Origin of the sequence: Streptomyces sp. 150FB (assembly GCF_000818195.1) — a bacterium.
Taxonomy (GTDB): Bacteria; Actinomycetota; Actinomycetes; order Streptomycetales; family Streptomycetaceae; genus Streptomyces.
On the sequence record NZ_JTHL01000001.1, the window covers coordinates 1,875,798 to 1,881,429 of the forward strand.

Genomic DNA, 5,632 nt, shown 5'->3' on the forward strand with positions numbered 1-5,632 from the left:
CACAACAGCGCACACCCCGCCCGATCACCCATCAGCCAAGGGCTCTCCCGCGTCCATCGGCGCTCACCGCGCCCGCCCAGCCAACCCTCCCCGTCACCCCAGCCAACAGCTCGCCGCCAAGCAGCGAAGCACGGGGCAGCGATCCCTTCATGCCCCCCCACAGGGCAGCAGCCCACAGCGCGACCAGCCCAGCGCAACCAGCCCGCAGCAGCCCGCACCCGGGAGCAAAAGCCGCAGAACCAGCAAGCATCCCCGGCCAGTCCTCCACCACCATCGGCCCACCATCGGCCCGCCACCGGCCTACCCCCGTCACGACCCGTCCCGCAGCTCCCCGACCCCGTACCCGCGGAAAGCGATCCCCTCGAATCTCGCCCCGCAGCCCTCGCCCTTCGGCGACTGGGCCAGGAAGCCGACGCACGCTGATGTTGCCTCCTCCGCCGTGCCCAGCGTGAAGACGCGGACGAAGGTCCAGCGTTCGCCGTCAGGTGAGGCGTGGAAGGCGAAGGCCTTTCCCGTGCGGCTGATTCGCAGCCAGTGGCTCGGCACGTCCACCACGAAGGCGTTGGCGTCGTCCGAGTGGTCGCGGGTGACGACCGTACAGATCGTCGGGCGGTCCGGGGACAGTTCCAGGCAGAGCTTCGCCCACTTCCGCTCGGCGACCTCCAGCGCGAGCGCTCCCGCGTCGCCGGGTGCGGCCAGGTCCGCCGTCACGCGGGCGATCAGTTGGAAGTCACCCTCCGGGGTGCCCAACAGGCGCGGGGCGTCGGAGGCCGGTTCGGCCGAGTCGGCGGCCGGGGAGACGAAGCGGTCCTGTCCCGCGCCGGCCTGGCCGGTCAGGGACCCGTCCTCGTACACCCAGCCACCGTCGGGGCCGTACGACCTCAGCCCGAAAGGCAGTTCCGGCACTTCCGGCAGTTCCGGCAGTTCCAGCACTCCGGGAACCCTACGCCTAGCCCTCCCGCCGGTCGTCCACCCTCCGCGGCAGTCCCAGCGCGTTCTCGTCCCGCAACTCCGGCGGCAGCAGAGCTGCCGGGGTCGACTGGTACGAGACCGGGCGCAGCCAGCGTTCGATCGCCGTCGCGCCCACCGAGGTCGAGGTGGAGGTGGTGGCCGGGTACGGGCCGCCGTGTTGTTGTGCGGGGGCTACCGCTACGCCCGTCGGCCAGCCGTTGACCAGGACGCGCCCGGCCAGCGGGGTCAGTTCCGCGAGTAGTTCGGCCGCGCCCGGCTTGCTGCCGTCGGCCTCCGAGTCCGCGAGGTGGAGGGTCGCCGTGAGGTTGCCGGGGAGCCGGGAGAGCACCGAGGTGATCTCCTCCGACGAGGTGTAGCGCGCGACGACCGTCACCGGGCCGAAGCACTCCTCCAGCAGCAGGTCGTGCTCCCCCGCCGAGGTGAGCAGCTCGGCCGGGAGAGTCAGGAAGCCCGCGCTGACGGTGTGTTCGCCGCCCGCGCCCGGGGTGATGGGCGCGTCGACGCCGGGCAGTGCGGCCCGTTCCTCCACGCCGCCGACGAAGGCGTCCCTCATCCGGTGGTCCAGCATCACGCCGGGCTCGGTCTCGCTGACCGCCGTCGTCAGGGCGGTGAGCAGCCGGTCACCGGCGTCACCGACCGGGGCCAGGACGAATCCGGGCTTGGTGCAGAACTGCCCCTCCCCCAGCGTCATCGAGCCCGCCAGGCCCGCCCCGATCTGCTCGGAGCGCTCGGCCGCCGCCGCTTCGGTGATCACGACGGGGTTGAGCGAACCCAGCTCGCCGTGGAAGGGGATCGGCGCGGGGCGCGCCGCCGCCGCGTCGAAGAGGGCGCGGCCGCCGCGTACCGAACCGGTGAAGCCGGCCGCCGAGATCAGCGGGTGCTTGACCAGCTCGACACCGGCCTCGAAGCCGTGCACCAGGATCAGTACGTCCTCGGGCAGGCCCACCTGCGCGGCGGCCCTGCGCAGCACGGAGGCGCAGATCTCGGAGGTCGCGGGGTGGTCGGGGTGCGCCTTGACGACCACGGGGCAGCCGGCCGCGAGCGCGCTCGCCGTGTCGCCGCCCGGTACGGAGAACGCGAACGGGAAGTTGCTCGCCGCGTAGACGGCCACCACGCCGAGCGACACCTTCCAGCGGCGCATGTCCGGCCACGGCGGGGTGCGCTTCGGGTCCGCGTGGTCGATACGGATGTCGAGGAACGCGCCCTCGTCCACGACCTCGGCGAAGGCCCTGAGCTGCGCGCTCGTACGGGCCAGTTCGCCGGTGAGGCGTACGGGGCCGAGGGCTGTCTCCGCGTCGGCGGCCTCGATGGCGTGCTCGCTCGTCGCGTCGAGGAGATCGGCCGCGGCACGGAGGAAAGCGGCGCGTACGGTGCGGTCCGCGAGCGCGGACCGGACGGCGTACGCCCGGCGTACCGCGCGGTCGACCTCCTCCGCGGTCGCCTCGTCCGCCACCTGCTCACGCGGCTTCCCCGTTCGGGGGTCGACACTCCAGACTGGTGCTGCTGCCACCGCGGCTTCCTCCCGGCCTTGCGTACCTCTGCCATCCATCAGGAGTTGTTCGGTATTCTGAACAAGATTCCTGATAGTGAATCTACAGGGACTCTATTTCCGGGCGTTCTGTGTGGTCAAGAGCGGTCAAGAAGGGGCGAGGAACGATGTCGGCTGCGGAAACCGGTGGGGCACAAGTCAAGTCCGCAGTACGGACGGTGGAGTTGCTCGAATACTTCGCGGGACGTCCCGGTATGCACTCCCTCGCGGCCGTGCAGGAAGCCGTCGGATACCCCAAATCCAGCCTCTACATGCTGCTGCGCACGCTCGTCGAGCTGGGCTGGGTGGAGACGGACGCGACGGGCACGCGGTACGGCATCGGCGTACGCGCCCTGCTGGTCGGCACCTCGTACATCGACGGTGACGAGGTCGTCGCCGCCGCCCGCCCCACCCTGGACAGGCTCTCGGACGACACGACGGAGACCATCCACCTCGCGCGGCTCGACGGCACCAATGTGGTGTACCTGGCGACCCGTCAGTCGCAGCACTATCTGCGCCCCTTCACCCGGGTGGGCCGTCGGCTGCCCGCCCACTCGACCTCGCTCGGCAAGGCGCTGCTCGCGACCCACAGCGACGAGCAGGTACGCAAGATGCTGCCGGAGACCATGCCGGCCCTGACCGAGCACACCATCACCGACCGCGAACGGCTCATCGAGGAGCTGCATACGGTCCGTGAGCAGGGGTACGCCGTGGACCGCGAGGAGAACACCCTCGGGCTGCGCTGCTTCGGGATCGCCATCCCGTACCGCACTCCGGCGCGCGACGCCATCAGTTGCTCGGTGCCGGTCGCCAGGCTCACGCCGGCGCACGAACAGATGATCAAGGACACCCTGTTCGACGCGCGCGACCGGCTCACCCTGGCCACCAGGAGACTCTGATGGACGTACGCCTGCGCGAGGTCCAGGACAGCGATTTACCCGTCTTCCACGCGATGCTGCGGGATCCCGAGGCGACGAGGATGGCCGCCTTCACCGCCGAGAACCCGGACGACCGGGCGCGTTTTGACGCCCGCTGGGCGAAGATCCTGGACGCGGCCGACCCGCTGCGCACCGTGCTGGCCGACGGCGAGGTGGTGGGGAACGCGGCCGTGTCCGGGCCGGAGGGCCGACGTGAGGTGTCGTACTGGATCGACCGTTCCCACTGGGGGCGCGGCATCGCGACCGCCGCGCTGCGCGAGCTGCTCGCGCTCGTGCCGGAACGTCCGCTGTTCGGACGGGTGGCCGCCGACAACGAGGCCTCGCTGCGCGTGCTGCGGAAATGCGGCTTCACCGAGGACGGGCGCAACAGGGACTTCGCGCCGGCGCGCGGCACGGAGCTCGACGAGGTGATCCTGACGCTGGACGCGTGACAATCCTTCTCCGCCGTTCGGCGGAGGGGGATCGTCGGCCGGCATGACGTACGGCCGGGCGGCTGCCGGGAGCGTGGGCCGCATGACGAAGACATCCGCCCCGGCCGGCGACCCGGCCGCTGCACCGGCCTCCCGATCCGGCCGCCGCGCCTTGCGCCGGGCCCCGGCCTCTGCCTCTGCCTCTGCCTCTGCCTCTGCCTCGATCCTGCTCCCGATCCGCGTCTCGGTCCTGCGTGCCGTCGCCCTCGTGGCCTGTCTCCCGTACATCGCGCTGAAGATCGCCTGGGTCTCGGGAAGCCGTATCGGCATCCCCGACGGCAGCATGCTGCTGGACGACCGCGCCACCACGGCCGTCTCCAACATCCTCAGCGTGCCGATGGACGCCGCCGTGGCGGTTCTGGCACTGCTGTTGACGCAGGCCTGGGGCCGGTGTGTCCCTGGCTGGCTGCTCCTGACGCCGATGTGGGCGGCGACCGGGCTGCTCGCGCCGATCATGACCGGCTATCCGCTGCAACTACTGGTCGGCGTCCTCACGCGAGCTGATTCCGGCGGGGCGGCGGGCGCGTCAAGCCCCCCGTTCCTCGACGGCTGGGTGTTCGCCGTCGTCTACGGCGGCTTCATCGTGCAGGGACTCGCGCTGGGCACGCTGGCCGTGCGGTACGCGGCCCGGCGCTGGGGGCACCTGTGGCAGGGCAGGATGCGGGACCGCGAGCCCGGCGGGAACGGCGTACGGGCGACCGCCCTGGTCTCCTCGCTGGTCTGCCTGGGGACCGCCCTCCCCCACGTCCTCTGGGCCTCCGGCAGCACCGGGGGCCTTCCGCACGAGCGGATCATCGACCGGACGAGCGACTACTACGTACTCGAGGGCGTCATCGCCCTGTTCGCCGTCCTGGCCACGGTCGGCACCCTGTTGCTGCTCTCGCGCCGCCCCACGACGGCGCGGATACCCGTGGCGGTGCCGGTGGCCATGGTCTGGATCGGCTCGGCGGCGACGGGTTGCTGGAGTGCGTGGATGCTGCTCTCCGCCCTCGTGCCGAACGGCCAGGACAGGGGCGCTGCTTGGGTGTTGACCCTCATCTACGCTGTCGCCATGGCCGCCGGTTGCGCGCTCGTCATCAGCCTCAGGTCCCTTCTGCCGCAACGAAGCGCACCGTGAGCGCCCGCCCGCGCCATCGGTCGCCGGCCCGGCTGCTCCTCGGCGGGCAGGCCTGGCTGCGCTGGCTGCATCTGGTGCTGGGCGGGGCGCTGCTCATGCCGTACCTGCTGCTCGGCAGCGTGTTCATCGGCCCCACGGCCGACGGCAGGGGCGGCTTCCTGGAGTCGCCCGCCCAACAGTTCGCGGCGTACGCGGTGGCCGTGCCGCTCGCCGCCGCCTCCGCGTTCTTCCCGCTCGCCCGGCCGCTCTCGGTGGCGGCGGCGCGTGCCCTGTGCGGGATTCCCGAGGGGCGGCTCGCCGCCGGTGACGGGCGTACGTGGGCGGCCAGGGTGCGTACGAGCTGCTGGTACGCCCTGCATGTGGGGCTCGGCGGGATCATCAGCGGAATGACGTTGGCGGTACCGCCGTTCGCTGTCGGGCTGGCGCTGTCGCCGTTCTTCGCGGCGCTGCGCGAGCCCCGGCTCGGGCTGCCGGTGTTCTTCCGCGCGGGGTGGGGCATCGCTCTCGCGCCGTTCGCCGGGCTCCTGATGCTGCTGGCCCTGGCGGCGTGCGCCGCCGTGACGGGGGCGCTACTGGCGCGCCTGGCGCCCGTACTGCTCGGGCCGAG

General features: G+C 71.9%; 5 protein-coding genes and 1 pseudogene. 4 read left to right on the forward strand and 2 right to left on the reverse strand.

The genetic code is table 11. The features are described 5' to 3' along the window. Nucleotides 1–309 precede the first annotated feature (309 nt). Nucleotides 310–933 carry a DUF1349 domain-containing protein gene (locus QR77_RS07730; RefSeq protein ID WP_236710556.1) on the reverse strand — a complete coding sequence of 208 codons (624 nt, stop codon included), beginning with the start codon at nt 931–933 and terminating at the stop codon, nt 310–312. Nucleotides 934–949: 16 nt separating this feature from the next. Then, nucleotides 950–2,482, reverse strand: coding sequence for an aldehyde dehydrogenase (NADP(+)) (locus tag QR77_RS07735; protein ID WP_236710557.1), 1,533 nt, complete (start codon nt 2,480–2,482; stop codon nt 950–952). A gap of 146 nt (nt 2,483–2,628) precedes the next feature. Between QR77_RS07735 and QR77_RS07740 the strand changes: the two genes are divergently transcribed. The 4 genes and pseudogenes from QR77_RS07740 to QR77_RS46525 all read left to right on the forward strand — a co-directional run. Then, complete coding sequence (locus QR77_RS07740) at nt 2,629–3,399, forward strand: IclR family transcriptional regulator (RefSeq protein WP_040020511.1); 771 nt, start codon at nt 2,629–2,631, stop codon at nt 3,397–3,399. Beyond that, entirely contained in the window at nt 3,399–3,869 is a 471-nt protein-coding gene (locus QR77_RS07745; protein ID WP_040020512.1) for a GNAT family N-acetyltransferase, read from the forward strand. The genes QR77_RS07740 and QR77_RS07745 overlap by 1 nt, the downstream gene beginning before the upstream one ends. Nucleotides 3,870–4,116: 247 nt before the next feature. Beyond that, nucleotides 4,117–5,025: a hypothetical protein gene (locus QR77_RS07750; RefSeq protein ID WP_107068906.1), complete on the forward strand. Its 909-nt coding sequence runs from the start codon at nt 4,117–4,119 to the stop codon at nt 5,023–5,025. Further along, nucleotides 5,022–5,632 (forward strand): annotated as a pseudogene (locus tag QR77_RS46525) (histidine kinase); the annotation flags it as partial. The gene QR77_RS07750 and the pseudogene QR77_RS46525, both read left to right, overlap by 4 nt.

Bases quoted from the DNA above. Each gene is read 5' to 3' on its own strand.
- QR77_RS07740 (WP_040020511.1), top strand. From the start codon at position 2,629: ATGTCGGCTGCGGAAACCGGTGGGGCACAAGTCAAGTCCGCAGTACGG.
- QR77_RS07745 (WP_040020512.1), top strand. From the start codon at position 3,399: ATGGACGTACGCCTGCGCGAGGTCCAGGACAGCGATTTACCCGTCTTC.